Origin of the sequence: Streptococcus sp. HMSC076H09, assembly GCF_001811765.1 — a bacterium.
Lineage (GTDB): Bacteria > Bacillota > Bacilli > Lactobacillales > Streptococcaceae > Streptococcus > Streptococcus agalactiae.
Genome location: NZ_KV806614.1, coordinates 294,983 through 315,631, shown reverse-complemented (window position 1 = coordinate 315,631; position 20,649 = coordinate 294,983). Strand labels below are relative to the sequence as shown.

General features: G+C 34.9%; 17 protein-coding genes. 14 read left to right on the top strand and 3 right to left on the bottom strand.

Going from position 1 to position 20,649, the window contains the following annotated elements; genetic code table 11:
• Window positions 1-17: 17 nt before the first annotated feature.
• On the bottom strand, window positions 18-491 hold the full coding sequence (locus HMPREF2818_RS08535) for an aminoacyl-tRNA deacylase (protein ID WP_000038843.1): 474 nt from the start codon (window positions 489-491) through the stop codon (window positions 18-20).
• A gap of 294 nt (window positions 492-785) precedes the next feature.
• Between HMPREF2818_RS08535 and HMPREF2818_RS08530 the strand changes: the two genes are divergently transcribed.
• Window positions 786-1,403, top strand: a complete 618-nt coding sequence (locus tag HMPREF2818_RS08530) for an SDR family oxidoreductase (protein WP_000404310.1) — start codon at window positions 786-788, stop codon at window positions 1,401-1,403.
• A 32-nt stretch (window positions 1,404-1,435) separates the two neighbouring features.
• Here the strand turns inward: HMPREF2818_RS08530 and HMPREF2818_RS08525 are convergent, their stop codons facing one another.
• Window positions 1,436-2,284, bottom strand: coding sequence for a glycoside hydrolase family 25 protein (locus tag HMPREF2818_RS08525; RefSeq protein ID WP_001254338.1), 849 nt, complete (start codon window positions 2,282-2,284; stop codon window positions 1,436-1,438).
• A gap of 156 nt (window positions 2,285-2,440) precedes the next feature.
• Here HMPREF2818_RS08525 and HMPREF2818_RS08520 point away from each other — a divergent pair, with 156 nt between their 5' ends.
• Together HMPREF2818_RS08520 and HMPREF2818_RS08515 are read left to right on the top strand one after the other, a co-directional pair.
• Complete coding sequence (locus tag HMPREF2818_RS08520) at window positions 2,441-2,965, top strand: ECF transporter S component (protein ID WP_000594804.1); 525 nt, start codon at window positions 2,441-2,443, stop codon at window positions 2,963-2,965.
• On the top strand, window positions 2,949-3,338 hold the full coding sequence (locus HMPREF2818_RS08515) for a DUF4430 domain-containing protein (RefSeq protein WP_000759944.1): 390 nt from the start codon (window positions 2,949-2,951) through the stop codon (window positions 3,336-3,338). The genes HMPREF2818_RS08520 and HMPREF2818_RS08515 overlap by 17 nt, the downstream gene beginning before the upstream one ends.
• A 58-nt stretch (window positions 3,339-3,396) precedes the next feature.
• Here HMPREF2818_RS08515 and pepF read toward each other — a convergent pair whose 3' ends face one another.
• Window positions 3,397-5,196 (bottom strand): oligoendopeptidase F, encoded by a 1,800-nt coding sequence (gene pepF, locus HMPREF2818_RS08510; protein WP_000421052.1) that lies wholly within the window; start codon window positions 5,194-5,196, stop codon window positions 3,397-3,399.
• A 208-nt stretch (window positions 5,197-5,404) separates the two neighbouring features.
• On the opposite strand from pepF, the gene ppc reads away from it, so the two are divergent.
• From ppc to HMPREF2818_RS08455, 11 genes are all read left to right on the top strand, one after another.
• Complete coding sequence (gene ppc, locus HMPREF2818_RS08505; RefSeq protein WP_000019277.1) at window positions 5,405-8,200, top strand: phosphoenolpyruvate carboxylase; 2,796 nt, start codon at window positions 5,405-5,407, stop codon at window positions 8,198-8,200.
• A gap of 105 nt (window positions 8,201-8,305) precedes the next feature.
• Complete coding sequence (gene ftsW / locus HMPREF2818_RS08500; RefSeq protein ID WP_000687014.1) at window positions 8,306-9,574, top strand: cell division peptidoglycan polymerase FtsW; 1,269 nt, start codon at window positions 8,306-8,308, stop codon at window positions 9,572-9,574.
• A 343-nt stretch (window positions 9,575-9,917) separates the two neighbouring features.
• A complete protein-coding gene (gene tuf / locus HMPREF2818_RS08495; RefSeq protein ID WP_001040730.1) occupies window positions 9,918-11,114 on the top strand; it encodes an elongation factor Tu in 1,197 nt (398 codons plus the stop codon).
• A gap of 180 nt (window positions 11,115-11,294) precedes the next feature.
• Window positions 11,295-12,053 carry a triose-phosphate isomerase gene (tpiA, locus tag HMPREF2818_RS08490; protein ID WP_000087883.1) on the top strand — a complete coding sequence of 253 codons (759 nt, stop codon included), beginning with the start codon at window positions 11,295-11,297 and terminating at the stop codon, window positions 12,051-12,053.
• A 176-nt stretch (window positions 12,054-12,229) separates the two neighbouring features.
• Entirely contained in the window at window positions 12,230-12,922 is a 693-nt protein-coding gene (locus HMPREF2818_RS08485) for a phosphoglycerate mutase (protein ID WP_000240135.1), read from the top strand.
• Window positions 12,923-13,050: 128 nt separating this feature from the next.
• Window positions 13,051-15,096: a penicillin-binding protein PBP2B gene (gene pbp2b / locus HMPREF2818_RS08480; RefSeq protein ID WP_070508733.1), complete on the top strand. Its 2,046-nt coding sequence runs from the start codon at window positions 13,051-13,053 to the stop codon at window positions 15,094-15,096.
• A 14-nt stretch (window positions 15,097-15,110) separates the two neighbouring features.
• A complete protein-coding gene (gene recR / locus HMPREF2818_RS08475; RefSeq protein WP_000966735.1) occupies window positions 15,111-15,707 on the top strand; it encodes a recombination mediator RecR in 597 nt (198 codons plus the stop codon).
• 140 nt (window positions 15,708-15,847) lie between these two features.
• Window positions 15,848-16,894, top strand: a complete 1,047-nt coding sequence (locus HMPREF2818_RS08470; RefSeq protein WP_000032513.1) for a D-alanine--D-alanine ligase — start codon at window positions 15,848-15,850, stop codon at window positions 16,892-16,894.
• 146 nt (window positions 16,895-17,040) lie between these two features.
• Window positions 17,041-18,408 carry a UDP-N-acetylmuramoyl-tripeptide--D-alanyl-D-alanine ligase gene (murF, locus tag HMPREF2818_RS08465; RefSeq protein WP_000777521.1) on the top strand — a complete coding sequence of 456 codons (1,368 nt, stop codon included), beginning with the start codon at window positions 17,041-17,043 and terminating at the stop codon, window positions 18,406-18,408.
• Window positions 18,409-18,594: 186 nt separating this feature from the next.
• Complete coding sequence (locus tag HMPREF2818_RS08460; protein ID WP_000793484.1) at window positions 18,595-19,815, top strand: L-lactate MFS transporter; 1,221 nt, start codon at window positions 18,595-18,597, stop codon at window positions 19,813-19,815.
• Window positions 19,816-19,943: 128 nt separating this feature from the next.
• On the top strand, window positions 19,944-20,630 hold the full coding sequence (locus HMPREF2818_RS08455; RefSeq protein ID WP_000569007.1) for a YwaF family protein: 687 nt from the start codon (window positions 19,944-19,946) through the stop codon (window positions 20,628-20,630).
• Window positions 20,631-20,649 lie beyond the last annotated feature (19 nt).

Genomic DNA, 20,649 nt, shown 5'->3' with positions numbered 1-20,649 from the left:
TTCTCCAATCCTAATTATTATTCCTTTATATCGGCAAATTTAGCATTTACGAAATCTGCAAGAACCTCACTATTAATACGAATAGAACGTCCAATTTCTCCTGCAGAGACAATGAGTTCTTGTTTTTCTAAAGCGATAGTATCGATAAAAATAGGGTAATTATGTTTTTGGCGAATTCCAATTGGATTATTTGCTCCGTGAATATAACCGGTTATTTTCTGGAGATCTTTTTGAGGTATCATTTGTACCTTTTTGTTTCCTGAAATTTTAGCTAACTTTTTTTCGGATAAATGCTCGGTGAGAGGTAAGATACCTATTATGGGACCGGTTTTATCACCGATTAGCGCTAATGTCTTAAAGATATCTTGTTTTTGAATACCGTTGGGTAAATCTCCCTGTAAAGCATCCAATTGTAGACTATCATGTTCGATTTTTGCTTTATCTAAAATTTGATCAACTAAAGTTTTTTTGATTTTATTCTTTTTACTCATAATGACCCTTAACTAATAAGTTTGTTTCATATTTATTATAACATTTAAAGATGATTATAGTAAATTTCTACTGACTCTTAGAAATAAGCTTGAATACCATTTCAGGGAATAATGATAATAAATATCGCAACAGTACTATTTGGAATGTTAAATTAGAAGTTTTATAAATAGCTAAATATGAAGTGTCCTGATGTAATGACTTGAAATCATACCGTGGTCAGGTATTAAACGATTACTTTGACAAGGCATATAAAAATTTCTATACTAAATTTACAAAATGAAGGAGAGGGAACTATGGAAATACTGATTGCAGGTGGTAGTGGTTTTTTAGGAAAGCAGATAATAAAAGCAGCGCTTACAAAAGGGCATAAAGTGGCTTACTTATCAAGACATGAAGGTAAAGGTGATATATTTAAGGATCCTAGATTAACCTACATTAGGGGAGATATTACAGAAGCTGATAAGATTCATTTAGAAGACAGAACTTTTGATATATTAATTGACTGTATTGGAGCGATTAAGCCCAATCAACTAGATGAGCTTAACGTTAAAGCAACCCAAAAAGCAGTAGCACTCTGTCACAAAAATCAAATACCAAAGCTAGTTTACATTTCAGCCAACAGCGGCTATTCAGCTTACATTAGAAGTAAAAGGAAGGCAGAGCAGATAATCAAAGCAAGCGGTCTGGATTACCTTTTTGTAAGACCAGGTTTGATGTATGGTGAAGAGCGACCTCTCTCGATTTTCCAAGCCAAGTGTATAAAATTATTTAGTCATTTGCCTTTCTTAGGTATTGTTGTACAAAAGGTCTTTCCAACTAAGGTTGTGATAGTGGCAGAAGCAATCGTTACTACGCTTAGGAAAAAACCAACCCAAAAAATCCTTTCTATTGAAGAATTAAATAATAAATAGTTTATCAAAAAAGCTACTGTTAACAGTAGCTTTTAATCTTTTACTTTTCCAAAAAGTTTCTCATAAGTTTTCTTCTTGTCTTTATTAACTGCAATTTGATTTAAATCAAGCGGTTGATTGAATCCTGGTAGATAACCTTGAGAGGTGTATTGGTGTAAATCGTATTTAAGTTCAGTTTGCGGAGCTGCTTCATAGTATCCAGAATCGCTACCATAAGTTGGAATCCAAACAGCGTCAAATCCTTTTACAGAGATGCCTTGCTCAGTCATAAAGTAAGTACCAATGTAGATACCAACATTTTTAGCACCAAGTCTTTTTAATTCTTTTCGGAATGCTTGGACACCTTTATTCATGTTAGACATTGTCTCCTCTTCTACGTCAATCCAATAAAAAGTTGGTTTGTAAGGAGCTGCATTCTTATAAAATATCTGAGCCTCTTCTTTCATTTCTTTAACACTTGAACCAAGTGCATAACTGTAGACAGCTACTGGGATATTTCGCTTTTGAAATTCTTTGATATGGGTCTTAAACGATTTATCGATTCCAGTTGTATAAGCAGCGTTATTAGTCTTAGATATCTTTGATCCACCAAAGACACGAATAACAACACCTGAAATATTTTTTGAAAGCGTATCGTAATCAATCTCCTTAGGAAGTTGCCAACCAGAGACATCGATAATCGGTTTAAGAACAAACTCTTTATCTTTCGATGATGTTGATTTTTGCGGTACTTTTGAAGCTTTTACGGATGGAATTGTCTTTTTAGCTTCAACTAATTCTTTTTTCAAAGTATTTGTCGAATGTAAATGACCAATAATTAATAAAAGTCCAAATAAACTGAAAAAAACCGCAACAACAATAGGTTTAATTCTTCTTCTCATTATTGATATTGTAACTTAAAAGGTTTAAAAAATCAAAGTTTACAGGCTTATTTACGTTCTTTTAAAAAAAGAGGTCATTTATGTAACATTAGAAATGAAATTGTAATAAAAAAGACTTTTAAGCGGTAGTCATAGTTTTGAGGTATAATTAAAGACATGATAAAGAATTCAACTTTAACTAAATTGACTAGAGTCGCTATATTATCTGCTTTGTGTGTTGTGTTGAGATATGCTTTTGCGCCTCTGCCTAACATTCAGCCAATTACTGCCATTTTTTTGATTACAGTTGTCTTATTCGATTTAAAAGAAGGTGTAGCTACTGTAACTATAACAATGCTAGTTTCTTCTTTTTTAATGGGCTTTGGTCCATGGGTCTTTTTGCAAATCATTTCCTTCGCTTTAATTTTATGCTTGTGGAAATTTCTGATATATCCGCTGACAAAAGCTGTATGTTTTGGTAAAATAACGGAGGTAGTACTTCAAACTTTCTTTGCAGGAGGGTTAGGGGTTGTTTATGGCGTCATTATTGATACCTGTTTTGCTTGGTTATATCATATGCCTTGGTGGACTTATGTATTAGCAGGACTTAGTTTTAATATGGCACACGCTTTATCAACTTGTTTATTTTATCCTCTTTTGTTACCGATTTTAAGGAGATTTAGGAATGAAAAAATACATTAAATTATTCTTGCTAACAGTATTCGCTACAACTTTAGTAGCTTGCGGGCAACCATCTACATCGAATAAGACAACAACTAGCTCAACGTTAGAAGTTGGTAAGGTTGAATTGGTGGTTAAAGAAGATACGAACGTGTTAAGTGAAAAGGTTGTTTACCATAAAGGTGATACTGTTTTGGATGTGCTTAAAGCTAACTATAAAGTTAAAGAAAAAGATGGTTTCATTACTTCAATTGATGGCATCAGCCAAGATGAAACCAAAGGGCTTTATTGGATGTTCAAGGTCAATAATAAATTAGCTCCTAAGGCAGCAAACCAAATTAAAGTTAAAAAGAATGACAAAATTGAATTTTATCAGGAAGTTTACAAAAAATAAGATAAAAACAAGTTGGAGATATCTCCAACTTGTTTTTATGTTTTTGAAAGGCTGTAGTTTAGCCTTGCTCAATAAGATTACTGTAATTAATAATTTGGTCTACAGTGTTAGATAAGAAATTAATAGTATCGCGTAGAGGCTTATCAGTAGAAATATCAGCACCGATTAATAGAGCTGTTTCTAAAGGGGTACGGCTCCCACCAGATTTCAAGAATGCTAACCACTCTTTTGCTCCGTTTGGATTATTTTTGAGATTGAGATAGCCGGTTGTCGAGATTACTAAACCAGCAGAGTAAGTATAGCTATAGAGCCCCATGTAGTAATGAGCTTGTCTCATCCATGTCAAAGCAGCATCGTCATCTATTTCAATAGCATCTCCCCAGAATTGTGTTAATACTTCCTTCATAATAGCATTTAATTGTTCTGCTCCAAAAGTTCCTCCCTCCTCAATTAGAGTGTAAACTTTACGTTGGAAAGCAGCTTCAAGTAAGTGAGTAATGAAATTGTGGAAGTAAGTATCAGTTAAGCGATGTGCAAGAGCAAAGCGTTTTTGACGTGCTGTATCAAATTGGTTTTCTAAGTAGTCACTAAGTAAAAGTTCGTTAAAAGTAGATGGAGCTTCAACATAGTAAGTGGACATGTGAGTATTGAAAAAACTTTGGTGATTATCTGAGAAGATAAATTGACCAGAATGTCCAATCTCATGAATAAGAGTGTAGACATCGCTCATACGCCCCGTCCAGCTCATGAGTACATAGGGATGAACTTTGTAAGGATCCGCAGCATATCCTCCAGAATCTTTATTAGCGTTAGCTGCAAAATCAACCCAACGCTCTTTTTGATAGCGCTCAACCTCTTGGGAATATTCTTTTCCTAAAGGAGCAACTGATTTCATTACTAAGTCATAAGCATCATTGATACTTACTTCGGGATTAAGTTCGTTATCAATGTCTAATTTCCAATCTGCAAAAGTCATCTTTTCAATACCATTAACATCGGCGATATGTTTGAGGAATCGTTGAGCTACTGGACCAAATTCATCCATGATAAGATCAATTTGTCTGTCAAACATTGAACGGTCAACTTCTTGTTCGGAAAGAAGATAATCAAAAACACTATCGTAACCACGCATATCAGCAATTAACTTTTCAGATTTGACTTTTGCAAGATAAGCCGCAGCTGCAGCATTTTGGTGCTTACGTAGACCTTTCGAGAATGAACGGAAGGATTTTTTACGTATCTCTGCATTTTCGTGATTTTGAAAGTAATTTTCATAAGTTACAAAACTATTTTTGTAGGTTTTTCCGTCAACTTCAAAATCTTCCATATCAAAATCGCCAGCACGCATTTTAGTATAAATATCATATGGTGTATTTAGGACTTCATTTAAGTTTGTCAAAGCTTTTTCGACTTCTGGACTTAATAAGTGTTGCTTTTGAATTTTAGCTTGGCGAATAGTTGCTTTGAAATGAGGGTTATTTTCTAAAGAATCTAAAATCTTTATATCTGCATTTGCTAGGGTAGTATTAAAGAAAGAAAGTAGTACATTAGCTTTAGTTGCGAAGTCTGATCCTGCTTGAGAAATTTGTGCAAACTCTTCGTTGCTAAAGTCAGTAGTTTGAGGCATAAAAGCATAGGTATCAATGTGACTCATCTGGATATAAATATGCTCGATTTCCATAAGGGCACTAGTAAAATCCTCAACACAATTAAGTTTTCCCTCGTAATTTTTTTTGAAAACCTTGATATCCTCAAGAGCTTTTTCAATAGCCAGTAAAAAATCTTGACGATCTTTGTAGAGAGCAGTCAGATCCCAAAGTTCATTTTCAGGGAATTCAGAGCGTTTTTTAAGTTCCATGCGATACTCCTTTAATAATAGTTGTTAATTAACAATTAATCAGTTAATCTCAATTATCCTCAGTATATCAAAAAAGTCGAACAAGAAAAACTGATTACTGTCATAAATAAGTAAAAATCTGAAAATTCTATCTAAAAATCCTAGAATGGTTTACTTTTTACTTTAAAATGGTATCATAGTAGTGAGATTTAAGAGAGGAAGTGATGGTTTGTCCCACCCGAAATTAGAAAGTAGTAGCAATAAAGAAATCATTACCGAAGAGGTCGGTTTACTGAAGCAGCTTTTGGATGAAGCAACGCAAAAATTGATTGGTAGTGAATCATTTGACAAGATTGAAAAAATAGTTTCATTATCATCAACTGACGATTATACTGGTCTGAAGGAAACTATTTCGGCTTTAAGCAACGAGGAGATGGTTATTGTTTCTCGTTACTTCTCTATTTTGCCGCTCTTAATTAATATTTCAGAAGACGTTGATTTAGCATATGAAATTAATTATAAAAATAATCTTAACCAAGATTACCTAGGAAAGTTATCAACGACTATTGATGTTGTAGCTGGCCATGAAAATGCTAAAGATATTCTTGAACACGTCAATGTTGTGCCTGTGCTAACAGCTCATCCTACTCAGGTGCAGCGTAAAACGGTGCTCGAATTAACGTCTAAGATTCATGATTTATTACGTAAATACAGAGATGTCAAGGCAGGAATCGTGAATCAAGAAAAATGGTATGCTGACTTGCGTCGTTACATCGGCATTATCATGCAAACAGACACTATTCGCGAGAAAAAATTGAAAGTCAAAAATGAGATAACCAATGTAATGGAATATTACAACCGTTCTCTTATTAAAGCAGTTACCAAATTAACAGCAGAATATAAGGCACTGGCAGCTAAAAAAGGTATTCACTTAGAGAATCCTAAGCCTCTGACTATGGGGATGTGGATTGGTGGTGATAGAGATGGCAATCCCTTTGTAACTGCTGAGACACTAAGATTATCAGCTATGGTACAAAGTGAAGTGATTATTAACCATTATATTGAGCAGCTAAACGAGCTTTATCGTAATATGTCACTTTCAATAAGTCTAACTGAAGTCTCTCCCGAACTTGTTACATTGGCAAACCAGTCACAAGATAATTCGGTATATAGGGAAAATGAACCTTACCGTAAAGCTTTCAATTTTATCCAAGGTAAGCTAGTACAAACCCTACTAAATTTAAAAGTTGGTTCTTACCCAAAAGAGAAATTTGTTAGTCGTCAAGAATCTTCTGATATTGTAGGAAGGTATATAAAATCACATGTCGCTCAAGTAGCTTCTGACATACAGACAGAAGAACTACCAGCATACGCTACTGCTGAGGAGTTTAAACAAGATTTGTTACTTGTGAAGCAATCTTTAGTTCAATATGGACAAGATTCTCTTGTCGATGGCGAATTAGCTTGTCTTATTCAAGCAGTAGATATCTTTGGATTTTATTTAGCTACTATTGATATGCGTCAAGATTCTAGTATTAATGAAGCTTGTGTAGCAGAATTATTGAAGTCTGCCAATATTGTAGATGATTACAGTTCTCTTTCAGAAGAAGAAAAATGTCAACTTCTCTTAAAAGAATTAACAGAAGATCCTAGAACATTATCTTCTACGCATACTCCTAAATCCGAGTTACTTCAAAAAGAATTGGCTATTTTCCAAACAGCACGTGAGTTAAAAGATCAATTGGGTGAAGACATTATAAAACAGCATATCATTTCTCACACAGAGAGCGTTTCGGATATGTTTGAGTTGGCTATCATGTTAAAAGAAGTTGGACTAATTGATGCCAATCAAGCTCGCATTCAGATTGTACCGTTATTTGAAACCATCGAAGATTTGGATAATTCACGTGATATTATGACCCAGTATCTACATTATGGATTAGTTAAAAAATGGATTGCTACTAACAACAATTATCAAGAAATAATGCTAGGTTATTCAGATAGTAATAAAGATGGTGGCTATTTATCATCTGGTTGGACTCTATATAAAGCTCAAAATGAGCTAACAAAAATAGGTGAAGAAAACGGTATTAAAATCACATTTTTCCATGGTCGTGGTGGGACTGTTGGTCGTGGAGGTGGTCCATCTTATGAAGCCATCACATCACAACCTTTTGGTTCAATCAAAGATCGAATTCGCCTAACAGAGCAAGGTGAAATCATTGAGAATAAATATGGTAATCAAGATGCAGCCTATTATAACCTTGAAATGCTTATTTCAGCTTCCATAGACCGCATGGTAACACGTATGATTACTAACCCTAATGAAATTGATAATTTCCGTGAGACAATGGATGGTATTGTGGCTGAAAGTAATGCTGTTTATAGAAATTTAGTTTTTGATAATCCTTATTTCTATGACTATTTCTTTGAAGCAAGTCCAATTAAAGAGGTATCAAGTTTAAATATTGGTTCTCGGCCAGCAGCACGTAAAACAATTACAGAAATTTCGGGTTTACGTGCAATTCCATGGGTATTTTCATGGTCACAAAATCGTATTATGTTTCCGGGTTGGTATGGTGTTGGGTCAGCCTTCAAGCACTTTATTGAACAAGATGAGGCAAACTTAGCAAAATTACAAACCATGTATCAAAAATGGCCATTCTTTAATTCTCTTTTATCTAATGTAGATATGGTTTTATCAAAATCAAATATGAATATTGCGCTTCAGTATGCTCAGTTAGCTGGAAGTAAAGAAGTTCGAGATGTTTTTAATATCATCCTTAATGAATGGCAGTTAACTAAAGATATGATTTTAGCTATTGAACAGCATGATAATTTATTAGAAGAAAACCCAATGTTACATGCAAGTTTAGATTATCGTTTGCCATATTTCAATGTTTTGAATTATGTTCAAATTGAATTGATTAAACGTCTTCGTAGTAACCAACTAGATGAAGACTATGAGAAGTTGATTCATATTACTATTAATGGTATTGCAACAGGTTTACGAAATTCAGGTTAATATTGATAGAGGGAGGATCATTGCTATTCTTCCTTTTACTTTACTTCGAAAGATGATATAATGCATAATGGTAATTTTTTGATATATTAAAGGAAATAATACAATATGAAAATTGATAAAAGGCATCTTCTGAATTATTCCATCCTCATTCCCTATTTGATATTGTCTATTCTAGGCTTAATTGTAATTTATTCGACAACTAGTGCAACTCTAATTCAGCTTGGAGCTAACCCTTTTCGTTCAGTAATCAACCAGGGTGTCTTTTGGGCAGTCAGTTTGGTTGCAATTATCTTTATCTATAAACTGAAACTAAATTTTTTGAAAAATTCTAAAGTGTTGACTATGGCAGTATTGGTAGAAGTATTTTTACTACTAATAGCGCGCTTTTTCACACAAGAAGTTAATGGAGCACATGGTTGGATTGTTATTGGTCCTATTAGTTTTCAACCTGCTGAATATTTAAAAGTTATCATTGTATGGTATTTAGCGTTTACTTTTGCTCGAAGGCAAAAAAAGATAGAAATATATGATTATCAAGCTTTGACAAAAGGGAGATGGCTTCCGAGATCACTAAGCGACCTAAAAGATTGGCGATTTTATTCTTTATTTATGATTGGTTTGGTAATTGCACAACCTGATTTAGGAAATGGTTCGATAATTGTTCTAACGGTCATTATTATGTACTGTATTAGTGGTATTGGTTATCGATGGTTTTCAGCTTTACTTGGTCTAATCGTCGTGGGGTCAACTTTATTTATCGGAACTATTGCAGTTGTTGGAGTTGAGACAATGGCTAAAGTCCCTGTCTTTGGTTATGTAGCTAAGCGATTTAATGCTTTTTTTGACCCATTTAAAGATTTAACAGATTCAGGACACCAGTTGGCTAATTCATATTATGCAATGAGCAACGGTGGCTGGTTTGGTCGAGGACTTGGGAATTCTATTGAAAAATTAGGGTACTTACCAGAAGCAACAACAGACTTTGTCTTTTCAATTGTTATTGAGGAATTAGGAGTTATTGGTGCAGGGTTTATTTTAGCTTTGGTTTTCTTCTTAATTTTACGTATTATGCACGTAGGTATAAAGGCTAAAGATCCTTTCAACTCAATGATCGCTCTTGGTATTGGAGCAATGCTATTGATGCAAGTTTTTGTTAACATTGGTGGTATTTCTGGGTTAATCCCCTCAACTGGAGTGACATTTCCTTTCTTATCCCAAGGAGGGAACAGCCTCTTGGTACTTTCTGTAGCTATCGGATTCGTGCTTAATATTGATGCTAACGAGAAAAAGGAACTCATAATGAAAGAAGCAGAAGAACAATATAAGCCACAAGAAAAAAATGAAAAAATAATCAACCTTGATGCCTTTAAATAATCATCCAAACAAAAATCGAGATTTTTATCTCGATTTTTGTATTTTTTGAAATTTAAACTCTAATTAATAGAGAGAAGATATTTGAAGAAAAGAAGTGTCTATTAATATTCTAAATTAGGATGTATTTAACAATATGATTATATGATAACTACTAAAAAATACATATAAGAGATAACAAATGCCTCAATCAATCTTACCCGAATTTTAAGGAAATAAAGAAATAAGCAAAAAAGCATAAAATACTTGCTTTTTTAGAGGATTTTGTTAAAATAGATAAGTAAAGTTAGACTGTATTGCCTACCGTCTATCTATAAAATATATTTTATTGGAGGCTTTTCCTAAAATGGCAAAAGAAAAATACGATCGTAGTAAACCACACGTTAACATTGGTACAATCGGACACGTTGACCACGGTAAAACTACTTTAACAGCAGCTATCACAACTGTATTGGCACGTCGCTTGCCTACTTCAGTTAACCAACCAAAAGATTACGCTTCTATCGATGCTGCTCCAGAAGAGCGCGAACGCGGAATCACAATCAACACTGCACACGTTGAGTACGAAACTGAAAAACGTCACTATGCCCACATCGACGCTCCAGGACACGCGGACTACGTTAAAAACATGATCACTGGTGCTGCTCAAATGGACGGAGCTATCCTTGTAGTTGCTTCAACTGATGGACCAATGCCACAAACTCGTGAGCACATCCTTCTTTCACGTCAAGTTGGTGTTAAACACCTTATCGTATTCATGAACAAAGTTGACCTTGTTGATGATGAAGAATTGCTTGAATTGGTTGAAATGGAAATTCGTGACCTTCTTTCAGAATACGACTTCCCAGGTGATGACCTTCCAGTTATCCAAGGTTCAGCTCTTAAAGCACTTGAAGGCGATGAAAAATACGAAGACATCATCATGGAATTGATGAGCACTGTTGATGAGTACATTCCAGAACCAGAACGTGATACTGACAAACCTTTACTTCTTCCAGTCGAAGATGTATTCTCAATCACTGGACGTGGTACAGTTGCTTCAGGACGTATCGACCGTGGTACTGTTCGTGTCAACGACGAAGTTGAAATCGTTGGTATTAAAGAAGATATCCAAAAAGCAGTTGTTACTGGTGTTGAAATGTTCCGTAAACAACTTGACGAAGGTCTTGCAGGGGACAACGTTGGTGTTCTTCTTCGTGGTGTGCAACGTGATGAAATCGAACGTGGTCAAGTTCTTGCTAAACCAGGTTCAATCAACCCACACACTAAATTTAAAGGTGAAGTTTACATCCTTTCTAAAGAAGAAGGTGGACGTCATACTCCATTCTTCAACAACTACCGTCCACAATTCTACTTCCGTACAACTGACGTAACAGGTTCAATCGAACTTCCAGCAGGAACAGAAATGGTTATGCCTGGTGATAACGTTACTATCGAAGTTGAATTGATTCACCCAATCGCCGTAGAACAAGGTACTACTTTCTCAATCCGTGAAGGTGGACGTACTGTTGGTTCAGGTATCGTTTCAGAAATCGAAGCTTAATTTAACTTAATTAAGTTCCCAAACGGCAGTTAGAGTCAGACAGCTCAAATTGTGAAGAGTCCTCAGGGACTCTTTTTTAGTATCTATAATTAAAGCGTTTTACTAGACTCGTGAAACTTTTAATTAACTATAATTTATGGTATGATAGATTAGTAAATAAAAAAAGAAGAGGTATGTGTAATGTCACGTAAACCATTTATCGCTGGTAACTGGAAAATGAATAAAAATCCAGAAGAAGCAAAAGCATTCATCGAAGCAGTAGCTTCTAAATTACCATCATCAGAACTTGTTGAAGCAGGGATTGCTGCTCCAGCGCTTACTTTATCAACAGTTCTTGAAGCAGCTAAAGGTTCAGAATTGAAAATCGCTGCTCAAAATAGCTATTTTGAGAATTCAGGTGCATTCACTGGTGAAAACAGCCCTAAAGTATTGGCTGAAATGGGTACAGACTACGTTGTTATCGGTCACTCAGAACGTCGTGATTATTTCCATGAAACTGACCAAGATATCAACAAAAAAGCAAAAGCTATCTTTGCTAATGGTTTGACTCCAATCATTTGTTGCGGTGAGTCTCTTGAAACTTACGAAGCTGGTAAAGCGGTTGAATTCGTAGGTGCTCAAGTTTCAGCAGCTCTTGCAGGTTTGTCAGAAGAGCAAGTATCATCACTTGTTATCGCTTACGAACCAATCTGGGCTATTGGTACTGGTAAATCAGCAACTCAAGACGATGCACAAAACATGTGTAAAGCAGTTCGTGACGTTGTTGCAGCAGACTTCGGTCAAGCAGTTGCTGACAAAGTTCGCGTTCAATACGGTGGTTCAGTTAAACCTGAAAACGTTGCAGAATACATGGCTTGCCCAGACGTTGACGGTGCCCTTGTAGGTGGAGCTTCACTTGAAGCAGAAAGCTTCCTTGCCTTATTAGATTTTGTTAAATAAATCACAGGATATCTAAAGGCATAGCACTCTAGGTGATATGCCTTTTCTTATAGATAGTTAATAATAAGCTATTTTTGATTATTGAACTAGTAATCAGACTAGATTTTTATGGCTATTTTTTGTAGAATAGTTAAAGTAAATATTGGTATAGCCAAAATTAAAGGAGAAATTTTCTAATGGTAAAATTAGTATTCGCACGCCACGGTGAATCTGAGTGGAATAAAGCTAACCTTTTCACTGGATGGGCTGACGTAGATCTTTCAGAAAAAGGTACACAACAAGCTATTGATGCTGGGAAATTAATCCAAGCAGCAGGTATTGAGTTCGACCTTGCTTTTACATCAGTTCTTAAACGTGCCATCAAAACAACTAACCTTGCCCTTGAAGCAGCTGATCAACTTTGGGTACCAGTTGAAAAATCATGGCGCTTGAACGAACGTCATTACGGTGGATTGACAGGAAAAAATAAAGCAGAAGCAGCTGAACAATTTGGTGATGAGCAAGTTCATATTTGGCGTCGTTCATATGATGTATTGCCTCCAGATATGGCTAAAGATGATGAACATTCAGCACATACTGATCGTCGCTATGCTTCACTAGATGATTCTGTTATTCCAGATGCAGAAAACTTAAAAGTTACTTTAGAGCGTGCTCTTCCTTTCTGGGAAGATAAAATTGCTCCTGCTCTTAAAGATGGTAAAAATGTGTTTGTTGGTGCACACGGTAACTCAATCCGTGCTCTTGTAAAACATATCAAACAATTGTCAGATGATGAAATCATGGACGTTGAAATTCCTAACTTCCCACCACTTGTTTTCGAATTTGATGAAAAATTAAACCTTGTTTCAGAATATTACTTAGGTAAATAATCTAATCTTTATATAAAAAATTCAGGCCAAGTTGGCTTGAATTTTTTATTATTTATAACATTTTGAGTGTCTGTAAAAAACCATTTTTATGATACAATAGTAGTCAGAGTTTTTATAGCAAGGAGTTAATGTTGAATCGTAAAAAAAGGTATCGTCTCACTGTAAAAAAGCAAAATGCTAGCATACCTAGACGATTAAATCTTCTATTTTTTATTATTGTTTTATTATTTACTGTTCTAATTCTTCGTTTAGAGCAAATGCAGATTGGGCAACAATCATTTTACATGAAAAAACTGACAGCTCTTACGAGTTATACAGTGAAAGAATCAAAAGCGAGAGGTCAGATTTTTGATGCTAAGGGAGTTGCCTTAGTTGAAAATGATGAACGTCCTACTGTGGCGTTTTCTAGAGGAAACAATATTTCATCTCAGTCTATCAAAGAGTTAGCGAATAAATTATCACATTACATTACCTTAACCGAAGTTGCTTCAAGCGATAGAGCAAAGAGAGATTATTATTTAGCAGATAAAGCCAACTACAAAAAAGTTGTTGAAAGTTTACCAGATTCTAAACGTTACGATAAATTTGGTAACCATCTAGCCGAATCAACCGTATATGCAAATGCAGTTGCTGCAGTTCTAGTGAGCGCTATTAACTATTCTGAAGATGAGTTAAAAGTGGTTGCCTTATTTAACCAAATGAATGCGACACCAACGTTTGGTTCAGTGAAATTAAGTACAGGTGAATTAAGTGATGATCAAATCAAGAAACTGGATGCTGATAAGAAGGAACTGTTAGGAATTTCTGTAACAAGTAATTGGCATCGTCGTAAAAAAGGAACTTCTTTATCGGATATATTAGGTACTATTTCTACAGAAAAGGCAGGTTTACCAAGAGAAGAAGTTAAAAAATATTTGAAAAAAGGTTATTCACTGAATGACCGAGTGGGAACTTCTTACCTTGAAAAACAATATGAAGATGACTTACAAGGAATCAGACAAATTCGCAAAGTAGTTGTTAATAAAAAAGGTAAAGTTGTTTCAGATAATATTACGCAAGAAGGTAAGTCAGGAAGAAATCTTAAATTAACGATTGATCTTAATTACCAAAACAAAGTAGAAAGTATCTTGAAACAATACTATGGCAGTGAATTATCTAGTGGGCGCGCTAGTTTTTCCGAAGGGATGTATGCAGTTGCTATAGAACCTTCAACTGGTAAAGTGTTAGCAATGGCTGGTCTGAAAAATGATCATGGGAATTTAGTTGATGACAGCCTAGGCACTATTGCTAAGAATTTCACGCCAGGATCTGTTGTGAAAGGTGCGACGCTATCATCAGGATGGGAAAATAAAGTTCTTAGAGGAAATGAAGTGCTTTATGACCAAGAAATTGCTAATATACGGTCATGGTTTACACGAGGTTTGACTCCAATATCTGCGGCACAAGCGCTAGAGTATTCATCTAATACTTATATGGTTCAAGTAGCACTTCGTTTAATGGGACAAGACTATAATACAGGAGATGCTTTAACTGATCGAGGCTATCAAGAAGCAATGGCTAAACTAAGGAAAACTTACGGCGAATATGGTTTAGGGGTTTCTACAGGATTAGATTTACCTGAATCAGAAGGTTATGTACCTGGAAAATACAGCTTAGGAACAACTCTAATGGAATCGTTCGGTCAGTATGACGCCTATACACCAATGCAACTTGGTCAGTATATCTCAACTATTGCGAATAATGGGAATCGTTTAGCACCTCACGTGGTTTCAGATATCTATGAAGGGAATGATTCTAATAAGTTCGCTCAATTGGTTCGTTCAATCACTCCTAAAACACTAAATAAGATAGCTATCTCAGATCAAGAGTTAGCCATTATTCAAGAAGGTTTTTATAACGTTGTCAATAGTGGAAGTGGCTATGCAACTGGTACGTCAATGAGGGGGAATGTGACAACCATTAGTGGTAAAACTGGTACCGCTGAAACATTTGCTAAAAATGTAAATGGACAAACAGTTTCTACCTACAACTTAAACGCTATTGCCTACGATACTAATCGTAAAATAGCAGTAGCGGTAATGTATCCGCATGTTACAACTGATACAACAAAATCCCATCAATTAGTTGCACGAGATATGATTGATCAATATATTTCACAGTTCACAGGACAATAAGAGAGGACATTTGAATGCTTTACCCAACACCAATTGCTAAATTGATTGACAGCTTTTCAAAATTACCGGGTATAGGTACTAAAACAGCAACACGTTTAGCTTTTTACACCATTGGTATGAGTGATGAAGATGTTAATGAATTTGCTAAGAATTTATTAGCTGCTAAGCGGGAATTAACCTATTGTTCTGTTTGTGGTAATTTGACTGATGATGATCCTTGCTTAATTTGTACAGATAAGACGCGTGACCAGTCTGTTATCTTGGTTGTTGAAGATAGCAAAGATGTGTCAGCTATGGAAAAAATTCAAGAGTATAATGGTTTGTATCATGTCTTACATGGCTTAATTTCACCTATGAATGGTATTAGCCCTGATGACATTAATTTGAAAAGTTTAATTACTCGATTGATGGATGGTCAGGTGACAGAAGTTATTGTTGCTACCAATGCGACTGCTGATGGTGAAGCTACATCAATGTATATTTCACGAGTCTTAAAACCAGCTGGTATCAAAGTGACACGATTAGCGAGAGGTTTAGCTGTTGGTTCAGATATCGAATATGCAGATGAAGTAACCTTGCTTCGAGCAATCGAAAATCGTACAGAGTTATAATTGTTATAAAGAAAAGGTTGGGAATCTCCTAACTTTTTCTTTTACAATACTAACTTTAAGTGGATTGATTTTTGAAAGTTAAGTTAAAATATGGTATTATTAAAAGGTCAATCTTAGATTAGATAGAAAAGAGAAGAAATATGTCAAAAGAAACATTGATCTTGCTTTACGGTGGTCGCTCTGCGGAACGTGAAGTATCTGTACTGTCTGCAGAAAGCGTCATGCGTGCTATTAATTATGATAAATTTTTTGTTAAAACTTATTTTATCACGCAAGTAGGTCAATTTATTAAAACACAAGAATTTGATGAAATGCCATCTTCAGATGAAAAGTTAATGACAAACCAAACTGTTGATTTAGACAAAATGGTTCGTCCAAGTGATATCTATGATGATAATGCAATTGTTTTCCCCGTTTTACATGGACCAATGGGGGAAGATGGTTCTATCCAAGGATTTTTAGAAGTTTTAAGGATGCCTTATGTTGGGACTAATATTCTATCTTCAAGCGTGGCTATGGATAAAATTACAACAAAACAAGTCCTTGCAACAGTAGGTGTACCTCAGGTTGCATATCAAACTTATTTTGAGGGTGATGATTTGGAACATGCGATTAAACTCTCTTTAGAAACTTTAAGTTTCCCAATTTTTGTAAAACCGGCTAATATGGGGTCATCAGTAGGTATTTCAAAAGCGACAGATGAATCCTCACTTCGCTCTGCAATTGACTTAGCTCTCAAGTATGATAGCCGTATTTTGATTGAACAAGGCGTGACAGCTCGTGAAATTGAAGTAGGTATTTTAGGCAATAATGATGTTAAGACAACTTTTCCTGGCGAAGTCGTTAAAGACGTCGATTTCTATGACTATGACGCCAAATATATTGATAATAAAATTACTATGGATATTCCAGCTAAAGTTGATGAAGCAACTATGGAAGCAATGCGTCAATATGCAAGTAAAGCTTTTAAAGCAATCGGGGCTTGTGGTTTATCACGCTGTGATTTCTTTTTGACGAAAGATGGACAAATCTTCTTAAACGAACTGAATACAATGCCCGGTTTTACTCAGTGGTCAATGTATCCTCTGCTTTGGGAAAATATGGGGCTAACTTATAGTGATTTGATTGAAAAGTTAGTTATGTTAGCTAAAGAAATGTTTGAAAAACGTGAGAGTCATTTAATTTAAAAAAGTTCAACTAAGTCTTTCTTAGTTGAGCTTTTTCAAATCTATGATATGTTATGAAAGTGTGTTATAATTTAGGAGTATATTCGTTTATAAGGGATAGCATACTATCTACAACATTGTTGCTAAATAATAGAAAAGGAAATGATATGAAGCTTAGTTTGCATGAAGTTGCTAAAGTAGTTGGCGCTAAAAATCAAGTATCAGAGTTTGAAGACGTTCCCCTGGGAAATATTGAATTTGATAGTCGTAATATCAGTGAAGGTGACTTATTTCTTCCCTTAAAAGGAGCAAGAGATGGACATGAGTTTATAGAGATGGCTTTTGATAATGGAGCAATAGCAACCATTTCAGAGAAGGAAATAGAGGGTCATCCTTATCTTTTAGTGTCTGATGCACTTAAAGCATTTCAAGTCTTGGCACAGTATTATATTGAAAAGATGAACGTTGATGTTATTGCAGTAACTGGCTCAAATGGTAAGACAACAACTAAAGATATGATAGCTGCAATCTTATCAACCACATATAAGACTTATAAAACACAAGGAAACTACAATAACGAGATTGGCTTACCCTATACTGTGCTACACATGCCAGAAGATACTGAAAAAATTGTTTTGGAGATGGGACAGGATCATCTTGGAGATATCCATGTGTTATCTGAAATTGCAAAACCACGTATTGCTGTTGTTACTTTGATTGGTGAAGCACACTTAGAATTTTTTGGTAGTCGAGAAAAGATTGCAGAAGGGAAAATGCAAATCACAGATGGTATGAGTTCAGATGGCATATTAATTGCACCGGGAGATCCAATTATTGATCCATATCTTCCAGCAAACCAGATGACTATTCGTTTTGGTCATGACCAAGAATTGCAAGTGACAGAACTCAAAGAAGAAAAACATTCCTTAACTTTTAAAACTAATGCTTTGGAGCACCAATTACGTATACCAGTACCTGGTAAGTACAATGCAACTAATGCGATGGTCGCTGCCTATGTTGGAAAATTATTGGCAGTAGCAGAAGAAGATATAGTGGATGCTCTAGAAAATCTTCAACTAACTCGTAATCGCACCGAATGGAAGAAATCAGCCAATGGAGCAGATATTTTATCAGATGTTTACAATGCTAACCCAACGGCTATGCGATTGATACTAGAAACCTTTTCAGCTATTCCGAATAATGATGGTGGAAAGAAGATTGCTCTTTTAGCTGATATGAAAGAACTGGGAGAACAATCTGTGGATTTACATAATCAAATGATTATGAGTATCAGACCTGACTCTATTGATACTTTGATTTGTTATGGCCAGGATATTGAGGAGTTGGCTCAATTAGCAAGCCAGATGTTCCCAATTGGTAAAGTGTATTTCTTTAAAAAGAATCAAGAAGTGGATCAGTTTGATCAATTGCTTGCAAAAGTAAAAGATACTCTTAAGGAGAAAGATCAAATATTATTAAAAGGTTCTAACTCAATGAATCTTTCTAAAATAGTTGATATTCTTGAAGTAGAATAATAGAGGGGTTAGGGTAACAAGTTACCCTAACTTTTTTGTTTTTTAATCACGAATAATATTCAGTTTTATTGAGGAAAATAGATATGCTAAGCAGAAAACTGGTGATATATTCAGTTTTTTGATAATCTGTTTATTACGAACTATATTTTTAAAAATAAAACTTAAGTTCGTTTTTAGGAGGATTGTTTGAAAAATTTAAATCGTTATGTAGTTGCGGTTTCTGGAGTCGTTTTACATTTAATGCTAGGATCAACTTATGCTTGGAGTGTGTTTCGTAACCCAATTATCTCAGAGACTGGTTGGGATATTTCATCAGTTTCATTCGCTTTTAGTTTGGCTATTTTTTGTCTAGGAATGTCTGCAGCTTTTATGGGACACTTAGTAGAGCGTTTTGGTCCTAGGATAATGGGAATGATTTCTGCTATTTTATATGGAGCAGGGAATGTGTTAACAGGCTTAGCCATTGAAACTCAGCAGTTATGGTTACTGTATGTTGCATACGGTATTTTAGGAGGAATCGGACTTGGTTCAGGTTATATTACTCCAGTATCGACTATTATTAAATGGTTTCCTGATAGGAGGGGACTAGCAACAGGATTCGCTATTATGGGATTTGGCTTTGCTTCTTTAGTAACAAGTCCACTTGCACAATCCTTAATGATTAGGATTGGTGTAGGTAAAACATTTTATATTTTGGGATTAGTATATTTTTTTGTCATGATGATTGCCTCACAATTTATTAAACAACCACCTCAGGAAAAAATAACTATTTTGACTCACGACGGTAAAAAGAATGCTATGAATTCACAAATTATCACTGGATTAAAAGCAAACGTTGCTATAAAATCAAAAACCTTTTACATCATTTGGTTGACCTTGTTTATTAATATTTCGTGTGGCTTAGGTTTAATATCAGCAGCTTCACCAATGGCACAAGATTTAGCAGGCTATTCCGCAGAATCTGCAGCCTTATTAGTAGGGGTACTAGGGATATTTAACGGTTTTGGACGTCTGTTATGGGCAAGTCTCTCTGACTACATTGGACGCCCGTTGACCTTTATAATATTATTTATTGTGAACTTTATTATGACTTCTAGTTTATTTTTGTCATTCAATGCTATTGTATTTGCAATAGCGATGTCTATTTTAATGACTTGTTATGGTGCAGGTTTTTCCTTATTACCTGCTTATCTAAGTGATATTTTTGGAACAAAGGAATTAGCTACTTTACATGGTTATAGTTTAACAGCATGGGCAATAGCAGGTCTGTTTGGGCCCCTATTGTTATCAAAGACATATTCATGGGGAAATTCCTATCAATTGACATTAATGGTTTTTGGTTTTTTATTCTTATTCGGATTATTGTTATCTCTATATTTAAGAAAATTAACAACTAAAGTTGTGTAGTATATATCTAATTTAAAATTCTTTGGTTTTGCCAAAGAGTTTTTTCTGTGAAAAATAGTTTTGTCTTATAGCAAATAATTTGATATACTAAGTATCTAGTAAAAAAATGATAGAAAGATAATACTAAAATGATAGAATTCTTTTCTAATATCAGAACAGAGATTCCGCAGATGCCTTTACTTATCCATAGTTTGATTTTATCTGTCTTACCTTTTCTGATGTGGCTGACTTTGGTTAATAGAGATAAGCCTTTGTATAAAACTATTTGGAGTATCCTTTTAGGACTTCAGTTAATTACGATTTATACTTGGTTTTTCTGGGCAAAATTGCCTTTATCTGAAAGTCTTCCCCTTTACCATTGTCGAATAGGCATGTTTGTCGTTCTCTTAGCGAGGCCTGGAATATTAAAGGATTATTTCGCATTGTTAGGAGTAGTAGGTGGAGTATTGGCAATGATTCACCCAGACTTTTACCCTTACCAGTTTCTACATGTGACTAATATTTTCTTCTTTATTGGACATTTTGCTTTATTTGTCCTTAGTTTACTACATCTGATGACACAGTCCAATTTGGACAAATTAAATCCAAAATTGATTATACAACTAACGCTTCTCATTAATATGTCTTTGATTTTTATTAACCTCTTGACTGGGGGAAATTATGGCTTTATGATGAAGACACCAATACTAGGAATAACAAATCCCTTTTTAAACCTTTTGATAGTGACAACTCTATTAAGTTTTCTCGTCCTATTTGTTAAACAAATTTTCCAAAAAGTGAGAATGAGAGCTAGTCTTAAAACAGAAGAATCTTAATTATTTTAATATTATTATA

Excerpts from the sequence above, each read along its gene's own strand:
- tuf (WP_001040730.1), top strand. The coding sequence starts at position 9,918 with ATGGCAAAAGAAAAATACGATCGTAGTAAACCACACGTTAACATTGGT.
- HMPREF2818_RS08470 (WP_000032513.1), top strand. The coding sequence starts at position 15,848 with ATGTCAAAAGAAACATTGATCTTGCTTTACGGTGGTCGCTCTGCGGAA.
- ftsW (WP_000687014.1), top strand. The coding sequence starts at position 8,306 with ATGAAAATTGATAAAAGGCATCTTCTGAATTATTCCATCCTCATTCCC.
- HMPREF2818_RS08530 (WP_000404310.1), top strand. The coding sequence starts at position 786 with ATGGAAATACTGATTGCAGGTGGTAGTGGTTTTTTAGGAAAGCAGATA.
- murF (WP_000777521.1), top strand. The coding sequence starts at position 17,041 with ATGAAGCTTAGTTTGCATGAAGTTGCTAAAGTAGTTGGCGCTAAAAAT.
- HMPREF2818_RS08525 (WP_001254338.1), bottom strand. The coding sequence starts at position 2,284 with ATGAGAAGAAGAATTAAACCTATTGTTGTTGCGGTTTTTTTCAGTTTA.
- pbp2b (WP_070508733.1), top strand. The coding sequence starts at position 13,051 with ATGTTGAATCGTAAAAAAAGGTATCGTCTCACTGTAAAAAAGCAAAAT.
- HMPREF2818_RS08485 (WP_000240135.1), top strand. The coding sequence starts at position 12,230 with ATGGTAAAATTAGTATTCGCACGCCACGGTGAATCTGAGTGGAATAAA.
- tpiA (WP_000087883.1), top strand. The coding sequence starts at position 11,295 with ATGTCACGTAAACCATTTATCGCTGGTAACTGGAAAATGAATAAAAAT.
- HMPREF2818_RS08520 (WP_000594804.1), top strand. The coding sequence starts at position 2,441 with ATGATAAAGAATTCAACTTTAACTAAATTGACTAGAGTCGCTATATTA.
- HMPREF2818_RS08535 (WP_000038843.1), bottom strand. The coding sequence starts at position 491 with ATGAGTAAAAAGAATAAAATCAAAAAAACTTTAGTTGATCAAATTTTA.
- HMPREF2818_RS08455 (WP_000569007.1), top strand. The coding sequence starts at position 19,944 with ATGATAGAATTCTTTTCTAATATCAGAACAGAGATTCCGCAGATGCCT.
- pepF (WP_000421052.1), bottom strand. The coding sequence starts at position 5,196 with ATGGAACTTAAAAAACGCTCTGAATTCCCTGAAAATGAACTTTGGGAT.
- HMPREF2818_RS08515 (WP_000759944.1), top strand. The coding sequence starts at position 2,949 with ATGAAAAAATACATTAAATTATTCTTGCTAACAGTATTCGCTACAACT.
- recR (WP_000966735.1), top strand. The coding sequence starts at position 15,111 with ATGCTTTACCCAACACCAATTGCTAAATTGATTGACAGCTTTTCAAAA.